The organism is Streptomyces sp. cg40 (genome assembly GCF_050320165.1).
GTDB lineage: Bacteria > Actinomycetota > Actinomycetes > Streptomycetales > Streptomycetaceae > Streptomyces > Streptomyces hokutonensis.
On the sequence record NZ_CP190128.1, the window covers coordinates 125,813 to 144,140 of the forward strand.

An 18,328-nucleotide genomic window follows, 5' to 3' on the forward strand; every position below is an offset into this window, starting at 1 on the left:
GAAACGGTTGTTACATAGAGCGTAACAACATGACGACCTACGACCTCTCGTCCCGAAGGTGACCATGACCGATCTGCCCCCGGGTGCCCCGACCCCCTGGGCCGCACCGCCCGCCGGAACCGTGACGGTCTACCGCGGCGCCACCCTCTTCGACGGCACCGGCGACCGGCCCCGGCCGGACACCTCGATCGTCACGGACGGCGCCCGGATCCACACCGTCGTCGGCGACGGCGACCCGTTGCCCCCGCTCGCCGCCGACGCGCCCCGCGTCGAACTCGACGGCAGATTCGTGGTCCCCGGCCTGATCGACACCCACCAGCACCTGGCCACCCCGCCCGACCGGCCCGTCGCCGAGGCGGTGCTCCGGCGCCTGGTGCACAGCGGGGTCACCACCGTCCGTGACATGGCCGACGACCTGCGGCAGATCGGCGACCTCGCCCGGGCCACCCTGGTCGGCGAGATCCCCGGCCCCGACATCCGCTACGCGGCGCTCATGGCAGGACCCTCCTTCTTCGACGACCCGCGCACCCACGAGGTCTCCCGGGGCGCGACGCCCGGCGCCGTCCCCTGGATGCAGGCCGTCACCCCCGACACCGACCTCACCATCGCCGTCGCCCTGGCCCGTGGCACCCACGCCGCCGCGATCAAGGTCTACGCCGATCTGGACGCCGCGACCGTCGCCGCGATCACCGCCGAGGCGCACCGCCAGGGCATCGCCGTCTGGGCACACGCCGCCGTCTTCCCGGCCGCACCCGGCGAGGTCGTCGCCGCGGGTGTGGACAGCGTCTCCCACGTCACCCTGCTCGCCTTCGAGAACCCCACCGAGCCGCTGAGCAGCTACAAGACCAAACCCCCGGTGGACCACGACCGTTTCGCCACGGGCGACGACCCGCAACTGGCCGCGCTCTTCGCCGAGATGCGCCGCCGCGGCACCGTCCTCGACGCGACCGCGTCCATGTGGACCAGCGACGAACTCCGGGGCGACACCGCCGAGTCCGCCGAACGGGCCCGCCGCAACACGGAGTTGGCCGCCGCGGTCACCGCCCAGGCCCACCGCGCCGGAGTCGGCGTCTGCACCGGCACGGACTTCGAGACCGGCCCCGACGACCCGTTCCCCGCCCTCTACGGCGAACTCGCCTTCCTCGTCGACCGTTGCGGCATCCCGGCCGCGGACGTCCTTCGCTCGGCGACCCTGGTCGGCGCCCGGGCCGCCGGCACCGAGGCGGACATGGGCAGCGTCGAAGCCGGAAAACTCGCGAACTTCGCCGTCCTGGACGAGGACCCGCTCCGGGACATCGCCAACCTGCGCACCATCACCCTCACCGTGAAACGCGGCCGCCGCTTCGACCGTGCCGACTTCGAGAAGGACGCCAAGTGACCACCACCGCCCACCCGATGATCGTCAACGCGCTGGGGCAGCTCGACAACCCCAACACCCCCGCCGCCCGGGCCGCCGCCACCCAGCTCAACCCCGACAGCGGTCAACTCGCCGTCGACGACCGGGCGATCGCCGAAGCCCGCGCCTCCGGCCTGACCGCCGTCAACATCACCCTCGGCTACACCATGGGCGACCTGCCGCCGTACGAGCACACGCTGGACGAGATCGCGGTCTGGGACAGGATCCTCGACGCTCACCCGGCGGACCTCCTCAAGGTGCGTACGGCCGACGACATCCGGCGCGCCCACCGTGAGCGGCGGATCGGTGTCATCTACGGCTTCCAGAACGCCGTCGCCGTCGGCGAGGACCCCGCGCTCGTCGACAGCCGCGTCGCCGGGTTCGCCCAGGCCGGCGTACGGGTCGTCCAGCTCACCTACAACCAGGCCAACCACCTCGGCGACGGCTCCATGGCCACCGCCAACCGGGGGCTGACCCCGTTCGGCCGCCAGGTCGTCGAGGCGCTCAACGACCACCACCTGATGGTCGACCTCTCCCACAGCGGGGAGAACACCTGCCTGGCCGCGGCCCGGCACTCCCGGCAGCCCGTGTCGATCAACCACACAGGCTGCCGTGCCCTGGCCGACCTCCCGCGCAACAAGACGGACGAGGAACTCCGCCTGGTCGCCGACCGGGGCGGGTTCGTCGGCATCTACTTCATGCCCTTCCTCAACCCGACCGGCCACGCCACCGCCGCCGACGTCGTCGACCACATCGTGCACGCGGTCGACGTCTGCGGCGAGGACCACGTCGGCATCGGCACCGACGGCAGCGTCACGGCCGTGGACGACCTCGACGCGTATCGCGCGACGCTCGCCGAACACGTCGCCGCCCGGCAGGCGGCCGGCGTCGGCGCGGCGGGCGAACGGGCCGACACCTACCCCTTCGTCGTGGACCTGCGCGGTGTCGATCAGTTCCGCGATCTGATCCGCCTGCTTGAGAAGCGCGGCTACCGCTCCGGACGCATCGAGAAGATCCTCGGCCGCAACTTCCTCGACTACGCCGACCGCGTCTGGACGTCCTGACCGACCGCTCGCCATCGGCGACCGTATGACATCGGCCAATTCCGGCGAGTCCACCGTGGAAGGCGGCTCGGTGGTCGCGCGGCTGCGGCGCTCTTCGCTTCCCGGAGTGTCGACGTCCGCTCGATCCTGATCGAGACGTGAACCGGACCGCCTCCTCAACCCGGCGGCAAGCGCCGTCGACACCCGCTGACATAGTGTCCGCATGCCTCAACGGATACGGACCGTCAGACGCCCGGCCGCCCTGGCGGCCGGTCTCGCCGCCCTCCTCGCCACCGCCTCGGTGCCGGCGGCGGCCGACGACTCCCACGAGGTCGCCCTTCAGCTCCAGGCCCCGTCGACCTTCCACATGTACAACGCCGACGAGGGCGCCGAGGCCACGAACGACGACTTCGTCGTGCCCGTCGCCGTCACGCCCGGCGACGGCGGCCCGGCCCGCAACGTCAAGGTCGTCGTGGACACGTCGGGGCTGGCGGGCGTCGCCCGGGCGGGGAAGGGCGGCTACGGGAACTGCACGGGCGAGGGCCCGGTGTTCACCTGCGAGTACGGCGACGTGCAGAACGGCGACGGGGAGGCCAACGCCCCCTTCACCCTCCACGGTGAGAACGGCGTCGAGCCCGGCGACAGCGGGACAGTGACGTACACCGCCACGGCCGACAACGCGGCCCCGGTAACCGGCATCACCCGCATGACCGTGGGCGGTCCCACGCTGCACTCCCCCAAGGAGGAAGAGGCGGTGAAGGGGCTGACACCGGGGAAGTCCGTGCCGCTGACCCCCAGGTTCGCCAACCACAGCAGGTTCACCGCTGAGCGGGGCGTCGCCCTGCACATCACCGTGCAGGACGGCCTGCTGGTGACCTCGCGCCCCGACAACTGCTACTTCGACACCGCGTTCACCTCGGCATGGTGCACGTTCCCCACGAAGGCCGCACCGGGCACCGCGTACCGCACCAGTTCCCCGATCGGCTACACCGCCGCTCCCGGCAGACTGACGGGCTCGCTGACCTACACCTGGTCGTCCGAGCCGGAGAAGCCCGCTGGTCTCTCCGTACGCGGCACGGGTGCCGCCTTGACCCTGACCACGACCGCCGACCGCGGCCTCACCGGCATGAGCGGCAGCGTCAGCGCCGAGACCACCGTGCAGGCCGACTACGAGCCGGTGACTGCGACCGTCCGCGGCCGGGTGGGCCGCACCGTGACGGTACGGCTCGGGCTGCGCGACCACGGACCCGGCAGGTTGACCGACGCCGAGGCGCAGGGTGGCTTCGAGGTGGTCCCGCCGGAGGGAACCACCGTCACGTCCATCCCGTTCGTCTTCGAGGACTCGGGTGGCAAGTGGGCGTGCGAGCGGCCCGAGAAGCCCGGCGGGGCATTCGTCTGCGACATCGGTACCGACCGCTTCAGCGAGGTACGGCACGAAGGGGGTACGACTGCCATCGAGTTCCGCATCCGCATCGACCGACAGGTGCCCGGCGCGCGGGGCACCATCCGGACGTACAACCCCTACGACCGCACCCCTGGGAACGACACCGCCGACATCCCGCTCGACGCGTCGCCCGCCCTGCCGTTCAGCGGCTCTGCCCTGTCTTTCCGGAACCCCGTCCTCTGGGCCGCGGGGGCCGTGGTGGTCGCGGTTCTGGTGACCCTGTTCCGGCGTCGGCGGCGCGCGTCCCAGGCGTCGTGAGGGTGCCGACAGTGCTTGATCACCGAGTCGCACCGACCGCCGCCAGTCGCGGTCACCTGATCACCCCACCGCTCGCTTCGGGGCTGTTGGACCCACGACCGGCCTCCGGAGCCTGGTCGTGTTCCCGGACGTAGACGGTGACTCGTGCTCCGCTGACCCGAGTTGTTCCGTACTCGCGGAAGTGGCGCCGCAGGGTGCTTGCCTTCGCTTCCTCCCGCGGGTCGGCCGGCTGGTGCGCACCCACCGGATTGCGGACCGCGACGATCCGGTCGAATTCCAGCATGCGTGCCGCGATGTCTCGGGCGGGAAGCTCGACACCTGCCAGCGTGTTCGACGAGACGGGGTCCTGTGCCAGGGCCAGATCCGTCAGGAAGCGGGTGTCCTCGGGGGCGGCCGCGGTCCAGGCCCGGTACTGGCCGGAGAAATAGAGCAGCCCGTCGCCGGGACGGCCTTCCTCGCGCACGGCGGCACCGACGGCGGTGGCGTCATTGCTCCGGCTCTGGGGCGTCCTCAGCGACAGGCTCGGCGGGACGAGCGCGGCCAGTACGGCGATTGCCGCGATCCACGCGGTGCGGGGAGACCGTTGCCGGCGGTGGAAGTAATCCATCCAGGCGCCCAGCAGCAGAGCGATCCCGATATTGCTGTAGAGCACATACCGGTCGACGAAAAGGGGCTTGACCAGTGAGGTGATCAGCAGCAGAAGGCCTGGAAGCACAAGTATCGGCACCGCCAGCGCGGAAAGCCGCACGGGCCCCCGCACGCCCAGGGGCGCTCGGGCACACGCCACGCCCACGACCGCCACGATCAGGAAATAGCGAAGCCGCACGGGCCCGCCGATCCAGGCCACCTGCCCCGACTGCCCGGCGCTCCTGATCGCGAGCGGCAACAGCCCGGCCACAACTCCCGTGGCGGCCGCACTCCATGCCCTCAGCACCGGTCCTGGGACACGGGAGGCGACCAGTGTCACGCCGTGTGCCACCAGGGCGAGGACCGCGAACTCGTGGAGCAGACAGGCCAGCAGCATCGTGGCGCCGTAGACCGCCCACCGCCACCGGGCGCGATGCGAGACGCCGGCCACGAGCACGTAGGTGGCCCAGGTGACGAGGGCACAGACCATGGCGTAGGAGCGGCCCTCCTGCGCGTACTTCTGCACCTGGGGAAGGAGCGGAAACACCAGCCCGGCCAGCATTCCGGCACGGGGTCCCGCCAGACGCAGCGCCAGAAGCCCGACTCCGCTCGCCGCCACGGCCATGGCCAGTACGGACGGCAGTCGCAACGTCAGCAGCCCGCCGCCGAAGAGACCGAAGATCTCGTGCATCACGGCGTAGTAGAGGGCGTGGACCAGATCGACGTGCTGGGCGGTGAGCCATATCTGCGAGAGATCGCGGTGCGCCAGCTGATAGGTGATGGACTCGTCGCCCCACATCGTGTTCTCCCTTCGGATGCCCCAGAGCCCCAGAGCGATCGTCAGTAAGAAGGGCGCGATCACGACAACGGCCTTGGCCGGGCTCGGTCTTTGCCGGCGGATGGCTACGAGGGAAACCGTCCTGGCCCCGGCGGGGGCACGTTCATCAAGGGACATCGGCGACAGGGCCTTTCAGCAGTGGCGAAGACGTTCCGCCAGCGTGCCGGGACCTCGTTGACCGGATGCTGACCCAACCTGACCGGCCGATCAGGAAGCAGGTCCGGCGCTGTGCGAGGCTGCACCGCATGCGCATCCTGGTGGTCGAAGACGAGGTGGACCTTGCCCGCACCCTGCACACCGGTCTGACCGCCGAGGGCTACAGCGTCGACCTCGCCCATGACGGCCGGCAGGGTCTGTGGATGGCCCGGAGCGGCGAATACGCCCTGGTCGTACTGGATTTGATGCTGCCCGGACTCAACGGCTACAAGGTCTGCGCCCAGTTGCGCCGGGAGGGCAACGCGACCCCCATCCTGGTGCTCACCGCCAAGGACGGGGAGTGGGACCAGGCGGAGGCCCTGGACACCGGGGCCGACGACTACCTGGCCAAACCCTTCTCCTACCTGGTGCTCGTCGCACGGCTGCGGGCCCTGGTCAGACGAGCCGCCGCGGTCGCCCCGCCCGTCCTCGCCGTGGGCGACCTCTCGTTGGACGTCGCGGGCCGGGTCTGCCGCCGGGCCGGGGCCCGGGTCGATCTCACGCCCAGGGAGTTCGCCGTGCTGGAGCTGCTGGCCCGCCGGGCGGGCCAGGCGGTCTCCAAATCGGATCTGCTCTATCACGCGTGGCCCGACGAGGCGCTGGATCCCAACCTGGTGGAGGCGCGCGTCAGCGCACTGCGCAAGAAGGTGGACGCCGCGTTCGGCAGGCAGTCCCTGCAGACCGTACGGGGCACCGGCTACCGGTTGGTGGACGACCGTGACCGCGACTGAGCCGCGGCGCCGCTGGTGGCCGCGTTCGGTACGAGCCCGCACGGCCCTGGCCGCCGCCTCGGCCGCCGCCGTCATCCTGGTCGGCATCGGTTGGTGGCTGCACCACGACGTCTACGACCAGGGCAGGAGGATCGCCGAAAAACAGGCCGAGCAACAGGTGTGGGCCCTCGTCGACCAGTTGAACGGGGGTGTGGTTCCCGCTCGCAGAGGCACCCTGCTGCCGTACGAGGTCGTCGCGACCGGCCGACGTACCGCTGTCACCTACGGCGGAGGCATGGAAGCCCTCGATCCCGGCACCCGCCATGTGCTGCCCGCCCCAACGGAGGCCAGGGCGCCCGGAAGCCTGACGATCCTCCCCCTCCGCATACCCGTGCGCGGCTCCGCCATCAGCGACAGATTCGACCTGACGGGCAAGACCTACACGGTCATGTTCTCCGATGTCAGCGCCGCCGCACTCAGCAGGGACAAGGCAGCCGCTCTGGGCGTCACCGCCGACGCCGACCTGCGGGTCTATGTCGTGGTGCTCCCGAAAACGGCCGAGGCGATCGCCAGGACCACCGACCTCCTGCTGCTGCGGGCCGGGCTCGTCGGCCTCGTCCTCATCGCCGCCGCCACCTACTTCGCCGTCCGCATCGCACTGCGGCCGGTCGAGGCCATCCGCGTCCTCACCGCCTCGGTCACCGCGAGCGACCCCCGTGAACGTGTCACCGTCCCCGCCACGGGACACGAGATCACCGCCCTGGCCACCACCATCAACGCCACCCTCCAGCGTCTCGACGACGCAGCCGCCCAGCAACGCCGCTTCGTCGCGGACGCCGCCCACGAACTGCGCAGCCCCCTCACCACACTGCTGACCAGCCTGGAGGTCGCACTCGCCTACCCGGATCGCACCGACTGGCCCGCCGCGGCCACCACCGCGGCACGGCAGACCCGCCGTCTCCAGGCCCTCGCGGAGGACCTGCTGCTCCTCGCCCGCCTCGACACCCGCACCCCCGCGGTCCGTCCCGAAACCGTCGACCTGACAGCCCTCGCTTCCCGGCTGACCGAGCAATATCCCCTCGCCGAGCGACCGTTGACGCTCACCTGCGACAGCACCGCCCCCGTACATGCACACGGAAACCCCGACGAATTCGAACGACTGCTGCGCAACCTCATCGACAACGCCGCCCGCCACGCCGTACACCGCATCCAGATCACCGTCCGGAACGAGGACGACTGGATCGTCCTCACCGTGCACGACGACGGACCGGGCGTGCCCCCCGAGGACGCCGAGCGCATCTTCGAACGCTTCGTCCGGCTCGACGACGCCCGCTCCCGCCACGACGGAGGCACCGGCCTGGGCCTCGCCATCGCCCGCGACCTGGCCCACCGCCACCGAGGCACCCTCACCCTCACCCCCCGGACCCTCGGGGCATGCTTCCAGCTACGCCTTCCCCAGGCCCCCGCTCCGGCCGAGAAATGACGCGGACGGGTTTCCCTTCAGGCGTCCCTGCTGGTCCCCGTTCGGGACGTCGTCGGCACAGGCTCCGACGAGGTCCTGGCCCGTGACGAAGTGATCAGTGCGGAGCTGCCGGTGTCACGGTCCGTGAAGCCTGCGAAGAGGGCGAGGCCGAGGCCGGCTGCGGCGAGCGTCGCTCCGACCAGGGCCGGTGAGGCCCAGCCCCAGCCTGCGGAGATGGCCAGGCCGCCGAGCCAGGCGCCGCCGGCGTTGGCGAGGTTGAAGGCGGAGTGGTTGGAGGCCGCGGCCATCGTCGGGGCGTTCTTCGCCTTGGCCATGAGCAGCATCTGCACGGGGGTGGTGACCAGGGCGCCCATCGCGCCCATGAACACGAGCGTCACCAGGGCGGGGACGGTGCTGTGCACGGTGAAGTAGAACGCCAGGAGCGTCGAGCCGAGCAGGAAGAGGCCTCCGTAGAGCGTCGGGCGCAGGGCCCGGTCGCTGAGCGGACCCGCGATCAGTGTGCCCAGCGTCATGCCGATGCCGTAGAGGGCGAGGACCCAGGTGGTGGCGGAGTCGGCGAGGCCGGTCACATGGGTCAGGATCGGCACCAGGTAGCTGTAGACGGCGAAGAAGCCGCCGAATCCCACGACGGCGGTGGCCAGGCCGAGGGCGACCTGCCGGTTGCCCATCGCCCGCAGTTCGTGCCGGATGCCGGCCTGGTTGCCGCGGGGCTGATGGGGGACGAAGGCGGCCAGTGCGGCCAGCGCGACAAGGCCGATGACGGCGACGCCGCAGTAGGCGTACCGCCAGCCGAGGTGCTGGCCGAGGGCGGTGCCGGCCGGGACGCCGACGATGTTGGCGACGGTGAGTCCGAGGAACATCCTCGACACCGCCCGCCCGGCCCGTTCGGGGGCGACCAGTCGGGAGGCCACGACGGCGCCCACGCCGAACAGCGCCCCGTGGGGCAGGCCCGCCAGGAACCGTGCGGCGAACAGCAGGCCGAAGTTCGGAGCGAGGGCGGAGGCGACGTTGCCGATCACGAACATTGCGGACAGCAGGAGCAGGAGCCGTTTGTGGGCGATGCGCGCGCCGATGCCGGTCAGGACGGGCGCCCCGACGACGACACCGAGCGCGTAGGCGGAGACGAGGTTGCCGGCGTGCGGCACGGACACGCCGACGCCGTGGGCGATCTGGGGCAGCAGCCCCATCGTGGCGAACTCGGTCGTACCGATACCGAACGCGACGAGGGCAAGGGCCAGCAGGGCGAGTGGCATGGGGCGCGAGTACCTTTCACGGGCTGCGGTGTGCGTGCGGATGCGGGGTGGGAGAGGGCAGGACCGGTGAAGCGTCCGGTTCGCCCTGTTTCTTTGGCCTGTCGCGTCGGCCGCCGTTGCCCGATGCGCCCCTGGGGGCAGGAAGAGTCTACGAGCGCCGCGCCGCTCGCCCGGCCGTGAGGTCAGGTCAGGACCGCTCGACCGGGATCCACAACTGGGAGTGGGTCTCTGCGCCGGTCTCCACCGGCCGCGTCCGCAGGAGTTCCGGACCTGGCCTGCTCGTGTACGGGTTGGAGGGGAACCACTGGGTGAACACGTCGCGCCACAGTGCCTGGAGCGCGGTCGGATAGGGCCCGTCGTTGTCGAAGACCGCCCAGGTCCCGGCCGGTACGTCGAGGGCGTCGAGTTCCTCGACGGCGGCCTCCGGGCCGGTGACCGCGCCGATCCAGTAGTCGGCCTCGACCCCCTCCTCCCGGCTGTCGGTCAGATACACCGCCGCCGACACGATGCCTTCCGGTTCCCGGTCGGCCAGCTCCTTCATCCGTACGACCGCCCGCTCGTCCAGGCTCTCCAGGTGCGCCGCGGCGGCCGAGTTGACGCCCTCGTGCACCAGCGGGACCCGCGCCTTCCTGCCGACGATCCGGAACGCCTCCTTCTCCACGATCCGGTAGCGCATCGTCGTACTCCCTTCGACGACGACACGGAAGGACATGCGCGGCTGGGCCGTGAGCGGTGCGCCCGTGCGCCGGGCCTCGCCCGGACCGATGCCGTGCACCGACCGGAACGCGCGGGCGAACGCCTCACCCGAGCCGTAGCCGTACCGCACCGCGACATCGAGCAGCGTGCGTTCCCCGGCCAGCACCTCGGCCGCCGCGAGGGTCATCCTGCGGCGCCGCACGTAGACCGGGAGCGGCATCCCGGCGAGGGCGGAGAACAACCGGCGGAAGTGGTACTCCGACACCGCGGCGATCCGGGCCGCCTCGGCCACGTCGACCTCCCGGTCGAGGCGGGCCTCCAAGTGGTCCAGCGCCTGGTTCAGCCGCTCCAGCACGTGTGTCCGTTCCTCTTCCTGCCGATACAGCCGGGCCGTCTTCAGGTCTAGGTGATTTCTTCGCGCCCTGCCCGACAGAAGCCGTACGGGAATTGTCGGGCGGGTGGTGTCGGCGTTGCCCGAGGCTGGCGCTCATGACTGATGTTAAGGGGATGTGCGAACCGCCGTTCGCCGCAGTCGAGGCGGCCCTCGCGGCCTCGCTCGGGAAGGTCGATGTGGGCGCCTCGGTCGCCGTCTACCTGGACGGCGAACCGGTGGTGGACCTGTGGGGCGGGTACGCCGACGCGGACCGCACCGTCGGCTGGGAGCGCGACACCCTCACGGGCGTGAACTCGACGACCAAGAACATGACCGCGTTGTGCGCGCTGATCCTGGCCGACCGGGGCCTGCTCGATCTGTCCGCGCCGGTCGCCGCCTACTGGCCCGAGTTCGCCGCGGCGGGCAAGGAGCGTCTGCTGGTACGCCACGCGCTGTCGCATACCGCGGGACTGCCGGAACTGTCCGGGCCGACGAGGGTCGAAGACCTCTACGACTGGCAGAGCGTGACGGCAGGGCTGGCCGCGCAGACCCCCGAGTGGGAACCGGGAACCGCCGCCGGATACCACGGGCTCACCTTCGGGTACCTGATCGGTGAGATCGTCCGTCGCGTCACCGGCCGCTCCCTGGGCGATTTCTTCGCGGAGGAAGTGGCGAAGCCGCTGGGCGCGGACTTCCACATCGGGCTCTGCGCAGACGACGACCACCGCGTCGCACCGCTCATCCCGCCGCCGTCGCAGAGCGACGAGTACACCGCCGCCGCACCGTCCGGACCGGACGGCGCACGCCGGGAGTACGACGGTGTCGCGGTCCGGGTGAGGGATGCCAACTCCGTGGCATGGCGCCGTGCGCAGATCCCGGCGGTGAACGGCTTCGGCAACGCCCGGTCCGTCGCCCTCGTCCAGTCGGTGCTGGCGAACCGGGGTGCCGTCGGTGGCGTACGGCTGCTGTCGCCGCAGGGCTGCGAGCCCGCGTGGCAGGAGGTGTTCCGCGGCGAGGACCGGGTGCTGCGGACCTCGATGGCCTGGACCGCGGGCTTCGGCAAGTTCGGCAACATGTTCGGCTGGGGCGGATGGGGCGGCTCGCTCGTCGCCAGCGACCCTGACGCACGGATGACGGTGGCCTACGTGATGAACCAGATGCTGGACCGGGAGCAGCAGGAGGACAGCCGCGGCATGGAGATGATCATGGCCGCCTACAGCGGACTGCGGTGACAATCCGCGGCAACTCGGGCCCCCGGGGCCGGGATTGGTCTAGACGAATCTTTCCCGGATCTCTTGACGCAGGCCGACGCGGACGGCCACGCTTCGTACCGCAGGCAGATGTAAGGAAAGTTTCCGATTAACTTCACGACTCGCCGTTCGACGGATTTCCCCTGCCTCGACCCGCCCTGATCACGTCGCACGGCTCCTCCCCACCCGCACCCCTCCACCGTGCGACGGGTGTGCAGGGCACCGCAATCCGCGTACCGGCGCGACGCCGTGCGCGGCCTCGCCCCACGGAGGAGCAACCGCATGAGACGTGCGTCGCTGCGCGCCGCATTGACCGCCGCCCTGATGGTCGGCGGTATGGCCACGACCGCCGCCCCGGCCGCCCACGCGGCCGACAACACCGGTCTGATCGCCTCGTTCGGCATCACCTCCACCTGGGGTGCCGGATTCGAGGGCGGCTACACCGTCACCAACAGGTCCACCCACACGGTCAGTTCATGGACCATCACCTTCACCCTGCCCGCCACCGAGGCCGTCACGAGTTCGTGGAACGGCACGGTCACCCACAGCGGGACGCAGTACACCATCACCTCCCCCTCCTGGGAGGCCCCACTCGCGCCCGGTGACTCCGCGCCCGTCGTCGGCATGGACTTCAGCTACACCGGCTCGGTCGTCCCGCCGAGCGCCTGCCTGATCAACAACGGCCCCTGCGCCGGCGTCCCCGCCGACACCGTCGCGCCCTCGGTCCCCTCCGGCCTCGCCGTCCGGGCCACCGGCCCCGGCAGCGTGACGCTGGGCTGGAACGCCTCGACCGACAACGTCGGCGTGGTCGGCTACCGGATCCACGAGGGCAGCGACATCATCGCCACCACCTCCGGCACCGGCACCACGTTCACGGTGACCGGCCTGCTCCCCGGCAGCAGCCACAGTTTCTCGGTGACCGCGCTCGACGACTCCAACAACCAGTCGGCGCACTCCGCGACGCTCACCGCGACCGCGGGCAGTGGCACAACTCCCGGCGTGGCGGCCCCCTTTGTCGACCTCGGCGCCTACCCGACGCCGAACCTCACACAGATCGCCACGAACACCGGGCTGCGGCAGTTCTCGCTCGGCTTCATCACCGCCGGGTCGACCGGCTGCAACGCGAGCTGGTTCAACTCCTTCGACCCGGGCGCGGGTTGGGACCGGGCGGACTTCGACTCGCTGCGCGCGACGGGCGGTGACGTACGGCCTTCCTTCGGTGGCGCGTCGGGCACCGAACTGGCCCTCGCCTGCACCAGCACGAGCGCGCTCCAGGCGCAGTACCAGAAGGTCGTGGACGCCTACGCCCTGGACCGCGTGGACTTCGACATCGAGGGCGCCGCGGCGGTCGACCACGCCTCGATCGACCGGCGCTCGACGGCCGTGGCCGCCGTCCAGGCCGCGCAGCGCGCCAAGGGCCGCGACCTCAAGGTCACGCTCACCCTTCCGGTCCTGCCCAGCGGTCTCACCGCCGACGGCGTCTACATCCTCGACTCCGCCAAGTCGCACAGCCTGAACGTCGACACGGTCAACCTGATGGCCATGGACTACGGCGACAGCGCCGCGCCCAGCCCGTCCGGGAAGATGGGCACGTACGCCGTCCAGGCCGCGACCTCGACCCGCGCCCAGATCGCCTCGGTGTGGCCCAACCTCACCACCGCCCAGACCTGGGCGATGGTCGGCCTCACTCCGATGCTCGGCCAGAACGACACCGCCGGCGAGGTGTTCACCGCCGCCGACGCACAGCAGGTGCTCACCTTCGCCAAACAGAACCACCTCGGCGAGCTGGGCTTCTGGGACGTCACCCGCGACGGGAACGCCTGCACCGGTGCCCTGAGCCGGTGCACGAACATCCCGCAGACCCCGTACCAGTTCTCCAAACTGTTCGCGACCTACACGGGCTGAGCCCCGGAGGTCCGCTCGGCACGCTTGTGCGCTCCGCTACCCCCGGGGATCTCCCGGGCCGGGTCAGCGGAGCGTGCGGGTGAACTGGTAGGCGCTCTGCGACGTGCCGCTGCAGGTGTCGGACAGCTGGCCGTTGGTGGCGCAGGCCTTGTCCCGGCCCAGCGACCAGAAGGACAGCTCCTGGATGCCCTTGCTCGCGGCGAAGTTGGCGAGCGTGGTGGCGTTGGCGGTGCTGAACACCTCCGCCGTGGTGTCGTTCACGCCGATCATGGGGGTGTTCCCCTCCATGGCCCACAGCTGCGCGGAACTCTTGGTCGTCCAGATCCGGCCCAGTTGGCCGTGCAGGGCGGTCGCCGCGTCGGTGGCCGCCTTCCCCATGTCCATGGCCGGGCCGTAGTCCATGGTCATGATGTTGACCAGATTGACCGTCAGGGCGTTGCTCTTGGCGTTGTTCAGCAGGTTGATCGAGTTCTGCTCCAGGCCGGTCGGGTCGACCGGGAGGGTGTACTGGACGTCGAGTCGGCGCCCCGCGGTCGCGTACTCGCTCTGCAACTGTGCCAGCGCCTTGTTGCGCCGGTCGTTGGCAGCCGTGTTGTTGAGGGTCGAGCCCTCGATGTCGAGGTCGACGCGGGTGAGGTTGAGGCTGTCGATGACCCGCTTGTACTGGGCCTTGAGGGAGGACACCGAGGTGCAGGCGACGCCCAGTTCGGTGCCGGAGGCCCCGCCAAAGGAGGCGATGACGTCGCCGCCGGCCGCCCTCGTGGAGTTGATGGCGGCGGTCCAGGAGGCGTCGGTGATGGACGTGTCGCCGTTGAAGGTCGCGTTGCAGCCGCTTCCGGCGATGACGAAAGCGAGCGTGAAGTACTTCTGACCGGTGGCATTGCGCGCGTTCGCGAGGGCGGACGGGGAGTTCCAGGTCTCGGCGTACGGTGCCGCGTACCGGGCGGGGAAGCCGGGCCCGGGGTTCGCCGCTGTCGGGGCGGCGGATGCCGAGGGGGCGACGACGGCCGCCACCGCCACACCTGCGGACACGGCAACGGCCAGTGTGTAGCTGCTCTTTCGACGCATGAGTCCTCCGAGACGCAGCGCACCCAGTGCGCCGGTGGGGGGTAGAGGAAACCACATCTGTTCATGTTCATGAACATTTCCTGTTCACGTGAACAGACTGAAGCCATTAAGGCCTAGACCAATGCGTCCGTCAACCCCCGCGGCAACAACAGGCGGTCGCTACACCCTTGTGCCGACGGCCAGTTGGAGAAGTCAGTCGGTCCCAGAAGCGGAGAGGACATACCGCAGCCCCGAGGCGATCGAAGCACTCGGGGCCGCTCTGCGCGTTGCGGGAATGGAGGGCGGTCGCCTACGCGGCGATGTGCTCTGCGGGGCTTCAGCCGGACGATCGTCCCCGCAGGAAATAGGTGAGGCCCGGGGACACTGTCCCCTCCACTCCCACGGTCCTTACAACCACACCGCCCCACGGTGCATTCCCGGGCGGCGGGACGGGACCCGGTCGGCGACGACCGGAGCCGGGGTCGGGCACACTCGCGGTTAAGTACCGGGCCTGTTCTTCGGGGCCGGCTTCCATTCCTCGGCCAAAAGCCCGAGGAGCACCTCGTCGGCGAACTCCCCCATCACCCAGGCCGCCGAACGCAGCACCCCCTCGCGGACGAAGCCGTTGCGCTCGGCGGAGCGCAGCATCGCGTGGTTGTCCGGCAGCGTCTCGATCTGCAACCGGTGCAGGCCGCGGACGACGAAGCCGTAGTGGCACAGCACCGCGACCACGTCGGTGCCATAGCCCTTGCCACGGGCGGAGGGCAGCAGCCCGAGGCCGATGTGCGCGGCCCGGTTGTGGTCGTCGATGCCCCACAGCACCGCGCTGCCGATCAGGGTGCCGGAATCCAAGTCCACCACGGAGAAAGGCGCATTCCCCAGCTCCTTGTCGTCCACCACGAACTGCGAGTCCTTGGAGCCGGGCGGGACCGGCCGCCACGGCCGACCGTTCGACCGCGCCTGGGTGACCACGTCGTCGTAGAGCTCCGCGTGCAGGATCGGGATGTCGTCCTCGTGCCGGGCCCTGAGCCCGACCTTGTCACCCTTCAGCATGCGAGATTCCTATCCGAGCGGAACGGCCTGCGGCAAACGGTTATACGACCCCGTCGACGAGCGGTTCAGGGGTCGGCGAGGTCGGAGTCGGCACGGCGCGAGCGCGACCGAACCGGGTGGAACAGCCCGCCGCGGATCATCACCGGAATGCCCTCGACGCGTATCGTCCGGACATGGACACCACTGCTTCACCGCGCGTCCTCGTCATCGGGCTTGATCCGTATCGGGTGCCCGGGCCGTGGGATCCTGAGCCGGTGGCCAGGGCGGTCGAGGCGGGGCTGGCCAAGTTCGCCGAACACGGTGTGGGCGTGCGGACCTGTCTGATCGGCCTCGATGGAAGTGACGACGTCGAAGTGGTCGTCGGGAGTGCGCTGCGAGCTCATCGGTGGGAGTGCGTCACCGTCGGCGGTGGCCTGCGGCACTCGGACGGTCAGGTCGAACTCCTTGAGCTCATCGTCAACCTGATTCGGCGCCACGCACCCGCTGCGGCCATCGCGTTCAACAGCGCCCCGGACACCACCTATGAGGCCGCTGCCCGCTGGATCGAGTGACGGCAGCGCGACTGCACACCTGTGTCGCCTCCCGGCCTGTCGCCCGAGCGTTCAACGGGCCGTCACCGAACCGAAGAGCCACAGGTCTGCCGCCCGACACTGCCGCTGCCGTCCCAGTGTGCGGCCGCCGCGAGGACGGCGGCGGCCGCACCCGTTCCGAGTACGGCGCCGGCGACGACGTCGCCCGGATAGTGCACCCCGGTGTGGACCCGCGAGTAGCCCACGGCACAGGCCAGCAGGCCGAGAGGGACCGTGACGGCCGGGAACGCGGGCCCGACCGCCGCCGCGAAGGCCACGGCCGAGGCGGTGTGGCCGGAGGGGAACGAGGCGGACGCCGGCATGGGGACGTGCCGACCGGGGAACGGCGAGTCCTCGGCGCGGTGCGGGCGTGGCCGCCGTACAAGACGCTTGCCGAGCAGGTTGGCCGTGGTGGACGCGACGCCGATCGCCGCGACGCCGAGCACCGCGGCGCGGCGGGAGCGGCCGGGGCGCAGAGCCAGGGCGGCCGCGATCAGGAGGGAGATCTTGGAGTGGTCGGCCGCCGCGGACAGTCGGCGCAGCGCCGAGTCCAGTGCGGGTGTGCTGGTGACCGTCACGGCTTCGTAGAGCGCCTGGTCGAGGCTGGCGAGATCGCGCAACAGGCCCTGCGGTACCCGCTGTTGCCGAGTCGGACGGTCAATCATCGCTCTGCTCCTGGGTCTTGTCGCGTGAGGAGGCTGCCTGGTCGTGGCTCTCGCGTGCGTGGGGTGACAGGTCGAAGGCGAGGCGCACGACGCGGTACCAGTCGACGGTCGGTGCGACGTACGGCGCTCCGGGACGTTCCCTGGGCACGCGGACCCGCAGTACGCCCGGTCGTATCGTGCACACGACGGGCGGGGGCAGGACGAGTGCCTCGCCGTCGACGGCCACCGGGATGGTCTCCTCGTCGGACTCCACGACGACGCTGCGGGACGTCAGGGTCGTGATGCCGCTGGCCCGCTCCCCCAACAGCGCCAGTTCGGCGGCCTGTACGGCGCCCCCGACCCGGACCGCGATCACGCCGAGCGCGCCCGTGTCGAGCCGTTCCCTGCGGCCACCGGTCAGGGGGTCGGCCCGTGCGTAGGGGTTGTTGCTGACCAGCACCGCCTGTGGGGACTCCAACCGCTCTTCGTCGGTCCGGGCACTGAGTTCGGCACCTGCCTCGCCCGCCAGCAGGTCCGGCAGCTGGTCGAGCGCGGTGACCGCCTTGGCGTCGCGGTAGTCGGGGTTCTGCACGATGTGCGCGTACGTACCGAACGAGGCGGTGTTGACGAACGGCCGGCCGGAGATGTCCCCGAGGTCGACGCGGAGTTCGACGCCGTCCGAGAGCGCGTCCAGGCTGCTCACCGGATCGTCCCGGTCCAGACCGAGGTCCATGGCGAAGTGGTTGCGGGTACCGGCCGTCACGACCATGAACGGCAGCCCGTGTTCGGCGGCCACTCCCGCCACCAGGGCCTGGGTGCCGTCGCCGCCGGCCACACCGAGCAGGTCCGCTCCCTCGGCGACGGCCTGCCGGGCCAGTGCCACCGGATCCGGATCCGTGTCGAGGTCGAGCAGGATCACCCGCGCGCCCAACGCCTCGGCCCGCTCCACGAGTCCGAAACGCCCGACCTTCCCGCCACCCGACTTCGGATTCATGATCAGCACGGCCCGGCGGGGCGGGCGCACCGTGCGGGTGTGCATGCCGTGCGGCTTGCGCAGCCGGCGCAGGGCACTGCGCGCGCAGCCGAGCGCGGCCGTCCACGCCGCGAGGGCGACCACCGCGACCACCCAGAGGCCGGAAACGGCGTACAGCACCAGGACACCGACGGGTGCGGCGATCGCCAGCAGGGCGCCGAGGAGCCGGGCGAGTCCGCGGTGCGCCAACGCCCACCACAGGCCCGCGCCGGCCAGTCCGAGGCCCGCCAGCCCCAGCAGCAGGATGAACCAGTGGTCGGTGCCGGCCACCACTGCCACCACCGCTCCCGCGATGCACAGCAGGGCGAGGCGGGCCAGGGCTCGCGCCGCGCCGAGACCCGTGTCGGGTCCGTGGCGATCCGTCTTGCGCGTCGTTCCGGTCTTGTTCAATGTCACTTCCCGGTCATGGCCGAGGTGGCCACTCGCCATCGCAGCGGGTGCTCCGTCCGCCCGTCACTCCGGCGATTCCTGTCGGTGTCCATGGAACGTACGCGATGCGTCCCGCCCCGTC

At 70.8% G+C, this 18,328-nt stretch carries 15 protein-coding genes; 8 read left to right on the forward strand and 7 right to left on the reverse strand.

Annotated elements, in window-relative coordinates; translation table 11 throughout:
- Positions 1–64 precede the first annotated feature (64 nt).
- The 3 genes from ACQHII_RS00480 (at position 65) to ACQHII_RS00490 (ending at position 4,141) form a co-directional block, all read left to right on the forward strand.
- Positions 65–1,378: an amidohydrolase family protein gene (locus tag ACQHII_RS00480; RefSeq protein WP_427917249.1), complete on the forward strand. Its 1,314-nt coding sequence runs from the start codon at positions 65–67 to the stop codon at positions 1,376–1,378.
- Positions 1,375–2,460 carry a dipeptidase gene (locus ACQHII_RS00485; protein WP_427917250.1) on the forward strand — a complete coding sequence of 362 codons (1,086 nt, stop codon included), beginning with the start codon at positions 1,375–1,377 and terminating at the stop codon, positions 2,458–2,460. Before ACQHII_RS00480 ends, ACQHII_RS00485 begins: the two co-directional genes overlap by 4 nt.
- A gap of 202 nt (positions 2,461–2,662) precedes the next feature.
- Positions 2,663–4,141: a hypothetical protein gene (locus ACQHII_RS00490; protein ID WP_427917251.1), complete on the forward strand. Its 1,479-nt coding sequence runs from the start codon at positions 2,663–2,665 to the stop codon at positions 4,139–4,141.
- A gap of 52 nt (positions 4,142–4,193) precedes the next feature.
- On the opposite strand, the gene ACQHII_RS00495 is transcribed toward ACQHII_RS00490, so the two are convergent.
- Positions 4,194–5,723 carry a glycosyltransferase family 39 protein gene (locus ACQHII_RS00495; protein ID WP_427917252.1) on the reverse strand — a complete coding sequence of 510 codons (1,530 nt, stop codon included), beginning with the start codon at positions 5,721–5,723 and terminating at the stop codon, positions 4,194–4,196.
- Positions 5,724–5,851: 128 nt separating this feature from the next.
- On the opposite strand from ACQHII_RS00495, the gene ACQHII_RS00500 reads away from it, so the two are divergent.
- Both ACQHII_RS00500 and ACQHII_RS00505 read left to right on the forward strand, forming a co-directional pair.
- The gene (locus tag ACQHII_RS00500) at positions 5,852–6,532 is read left to right on the forward strand and encodes a response regulator transcription factor (protein WP_427917253.1); all 681 of its coding nucleotides are present in this window, start codon (positions 5,852–5,854) and stop codon (positions 6,530–6,532) included.
- Entirely contained in the window at positions 6,519–7,994 is a 1,476-nt protein-coding gene (locus ACQHII_RS00505) for a sensor histidine kinase (protein ID WP_427917254.1), read from the forward strand. Before ACQHII_RS00500 ends, ACQHII_RS00505 begins: the two co-directional genes overlap by 14 nt.
- Positions 7,995–8,011: 17 nt before the next feature.
- Here the strand turns inward: ACQHII_RS00505 and ACQHII_RS00510 are convergent, their stop codons facing one another.
- A complete protein-coding gene (locus ACQHII_RS00510; RefSeq protein WP_427917255.1) occupies positions 8,012–9,247 on the reverse strand; it encodes an MFS transporter in 1,236 nt (411 codons plus the stop codon).
- Between the two features lie 187 nt (positions 9,248–9,434).
- Positions 9,435–10,298, reverse strand: a complete 864-nt coding sequence (locus tag ACQHII_RS00515; protein ID WP_427917256.1) for an AraC family transcriptional regulator — start codon at positions 10,296–10,298, stop codon at positions 9,435–9,437.
- A 134-nt stretch (positions 10,299–10,432) separates the two neighbouring features.
- Between ACQHII_RS00515 and ACQHII_RS00520 the strand changes: the two genes are divergently transcribed.
- Positions 10,433–11,548, forward strand: coding sequence for a serine hydrolase domain-containing protein (locus ACQHII_RS00520; RefSeq protein ID WP_427917257.1), 1,116 nt, complete (start codon positions 10,433–10,435; stop codon positions 11,546–11,548).
- A 300-nt stretch (positions 11,549–11,848) separates the two neighbouring features.
- The gene (locus ACQHII_RS00525) at positions 11,849–13,471 is read left to right on the forward strand and encodes a cellulose binding domain-containing protein (protein ID WP_427917258.1); all 1,623 of its coding nucleotides are present in this window, start codon (positions 11,849–11,851) and stop codon (positions 13,469–13,471) included.
- A 63-nt stretch (positions 13,472–13,534) separates the two neighbouring features.
- Here ACQHII_RS00525 and ACQHII_RS00530 read toward each other — a convergent pair whose 3' ends face one another.
- Positions 13,535–14,539, reverse strand: coding sequence for a chitinase (locus ACQHII_RS00530; RefSeq protein WP_427917259.1), 1,005 nt, complete (start codon positions 14,537–14,539; stop codon positions 13,535–13,537).
- A 477-nt stretch (positions 14,540–15,016) separates the two neighbouring features.
- Complete coding sequence (locus ACQHII_RS00535; RefSeq protein ID WP_427917260.1) at positions 15,017–15,571, reverse strand: GNAT family N-acetyltransferase; 555 nt, start codon at positions 15,569–15,571, stop codon at positions 15,017–15,019.
- 173 nt (positions 15,572–15,744) lie between these two features.
- On the opposite strand from ACQHII_RS00535, the gene ACQHII_RS00540 reads away from it, so the two are divergent.
- Entirely contained in the window at positions 15,745–16,122 is a 378-nt protein-coding gene (locus tag ACQHII_RS00540) for a hypothetical protein (RefSeq protein ID WP_427917261.1), read from the forward strand.
- Between the two features lie 62 nt (positions 16,123–16,184).
- On the opposite strand, the gene ACQHII_RS00545 is transcribed toward ACQHII_RS00540, so the two are convergent.
- Positions 16,185–16,805, reverse strand: a complete 621-nt coding sequence (locus ACQHII_RS00545) for a phosphatase PAP2 family protein (protein ID WP_427917262.1) — start codon at positions 16,803–16,805, stop codon at positions 16,185–16,187.
- Entirely contained in the window at positions 16,798–18,207 is a 1,410-nt protein-coding gene (locus ACQHII_RS00550; protein ID WP_427925187.1) for a diacylglycerol/lipid kinase family protein, read from the reverse strand. The genes ACQHII_RS00545 and ACQHII_RS00550 overlap by 8 nt, the downstream gene beginning before the upstream one ends.
- Positions 18,208–18,328 lie beyond the last annotated feature (121 nt).

Excerpts from the sequence above, each read along its gene's own strand:
- ACQHII_RS00535 (WP_427917260.1), bottom strand. The coding sequence starts at position 15,571 with ATGCTGAAGGGTGACAAGGTCGGGCTCAGGGCCCGGCACGAGGACGAC.
- ACQHII_RS00500 (WP_427917253.1), top strand. The coding sequence starts at position 5,852 with ATGCGCATCCTGGTGGTCGAAGACGAGGTGGACCTTGCCCGCACCCTG.
- ACQHII_RS00480 (WP_427917249.1), top strand. The coding sequence starts at position 65 with ATGACCGATCTGCCCCCGGGTGCCCCGACCCCCTGGGCCGCACCGCCC.
- ACQHII_RS00545 (WP_427917262.1), bottom strand. The coding sequence starts at position 16,805 with ATGATTGACCGTCCGACTCGGCAACAGCGGGTACCGCAGGGCCTGTTG.
- ACQHII_RS00540 (WP_427917261.1), top strand. The coding sequence starts at position 15,745 with ATGGACACCACTGCTTCACCGCGCGTCCTCGTCATCGGGCTTGATCCG.
- ACQHII_RS00530 (WP_427917259.1), bottom strand. The coding sequence starts at position 14,539 with ATGCGTCGAAAGAGCAGCTACACACTGGCCGTTGCCGTGTCCGCAGGT.
- ACQHII_RS00490 (WP_427917251.1), top strand. The coding sequence starts at position 2,663 with ATGCCTCAACGGATACGGACCGTCAGACGCCCGGCCGCCCTGGCGGCC.
- ACQHII_RS00525 (WP_427917258.1), top strand. The coding sequence starts at position 11,849 with ATGAGACGTGCGTCGCTGCGCGCCGCATTGACCGCCGCCCTGATGGTC.
- ACQHII_RS00520 (WP_427917257.1), top strand. The coding sequence starts at position 10,433 with ATGACTGATGTTAAGGGGATGTGCGAACCGCCGTTCGCCGCAGTCGAG.
- ACQHII_RS00510 (WP_427917255.1), bottom strand. The coding sequence starts at position 9,247 with ATGCCACTCGCCCTGCTGGCCCTTGCCCTCGTCGCGTTCGGTATCGGT.
- ACQHII_RS00495 (WP_427917252.1), bottom strand. The coding sequence starts at position 5,723 with ATGTCCCTTGATGAACGTGCCCCCGCCGGGGCCAGGACGGTTTCCCTC.